Source organism: Sphingomonas xinjiangensis, from assembly GCF_014199255.1.
In the GTDB taxonomy this organism is placed as follows: Bacteria; Pseudomonadota; Alphaproteobacteria; order Sphingomonadales; family Sphingomonadaceae; genus Sphingomonas; species Sphingomonas xinjiangensis.
In genome coordinates, this window is sequence record NZ_JACIJF010000062.1 from 1 (window position 1) to 1,372 (window position 1,372).

At 64.4% G+C, this 1,372-nt stretch carries 1 protein-coding gene; it reads left to right on the plus strand.

Annotated elements, in window-relative coordinates; translation table 11 throughout:
* The first annotated feature begins 76 nt into the window (after window positions 1–76).
* Window positions 77–1,102 (plus strand): IS110 family RNA-guided transposase, encoded by a 1,026-nt coding sequence (locus FHT02_RS21275; RefSeq protein ID WP_184092258.1) that lies wholly within the window; start codon window positions 77–79, stop codon window positions 1,100–1,102.
* Window positions 1,103–1,372: the final 270 nt, after the last annotated feature.

Sequence of the window (1,372 nt, forward strand, 5' to 3'; positions counted from 1 at the left end):
GCGTTGGGGTGGACGCCCCCTGACGGCATCGATGTGCCAGAGTGGAGGTGTTGAAACACCACTGCAGGAGGCGTCCATGGGTGAGGTTAGCACAGTTGGCATTGATCTGGCCAAGTCGGTTTTCCAGGTTCACGGCTCGGATCCGAGCGGCACCGTGATGTTCCGCAAGAAGTTGCGGCGAGATCAGGTCTTGGCATTCTTCTCGACACTGCCGCGATGTGTCGTGGCGATGGAGGCGTGCGCTAGCGCTCACTACTGGGCGCGCGAGATCGCCGCATTGGGTCACGACACGCGGCTAATTCCACCGGCTTACGTGAAGCCGTTCGTGAAGCGGCAGAAGAATGACATGGCCGACGCGGAGGCGATCTGCGAGGCGGCCCAGCGACCCACGATGCGGTTTGTCCCGGGCAAGAGCGCGGAGGCGCAGGCGTCGGCGGTGGTGTTCCGTACGCGCGATCTGCTTGTGCGTCAGCGCACCCAATTGATCAACGCATTGCGCGGGCACCTCACCGAGTTCGGCTACATCGTGCGCCAAGGTGTCGGGCACATCGCCCGGCTCGTCGAGATTATCGGCGACGCCACATCCGACGTTCCGGCGCAGGCACGACCGGTGCTGACCGTCATCGCGCAGAGCCTCCAGGCGCTACAGGCGCAGATCGCTCTTCTGGACCGCGAGATTGCCAACCGGGCAAAGGCTGATCCCGTGGCGAAGAGGTTGATGACGATACCCGGTGTCGGCCCGGTAACCGCGACAGCGCTGGTTGCGCTGGCTCCCGCCGCGAGCACCTTCCGCCGCGGCCGCGACTTTGCAGCCTGGCTCGGCCTTGTTCCACGGCAACACTCCAGCGGTGGCAAGGAGCGGCTGGGGCGAACGACCAAAATGGGCGAGCGCAGCCTGCGACGGCTGCTGATCCTTGGCGCGAGCTCAGCGACCAAAGTCGCAGCGCGCGATCCCGACAAGGCTGGGGCCTGGTTGGCAAGCATGCTGACGCGCAAGCCGCGCATGTTGGTCACTGTCGCGCTGGCGAACAAAATGGCGAGAACCGTCTGGGCGCTGATGGCCCATGGCGGCTCTTACAGAGCTCCGGCCGCGGCGGTGTGACCGCCGAGGCTTGAGGCGTCAGGGACGCAAGGAAGGTCGATAGAGAGGTATGGCGCAACGGTCAGAAGACGGGGTCGGGAAAACCAGTGAAGCGTCCAAGCGCCTCGAGCGCGCGAAAGCGGTTTGGACCCGATCCGCGATCTCCATACAGGCCAGCAGTCGTGATGATGGCTGCATCAACAGGCCGGACACACGGAAGCACCTGAACCTGCGCGAACAAATCTCTCGAACACCCCCTTGCATCCAGAGGGGCGTCCACACACGGACGCG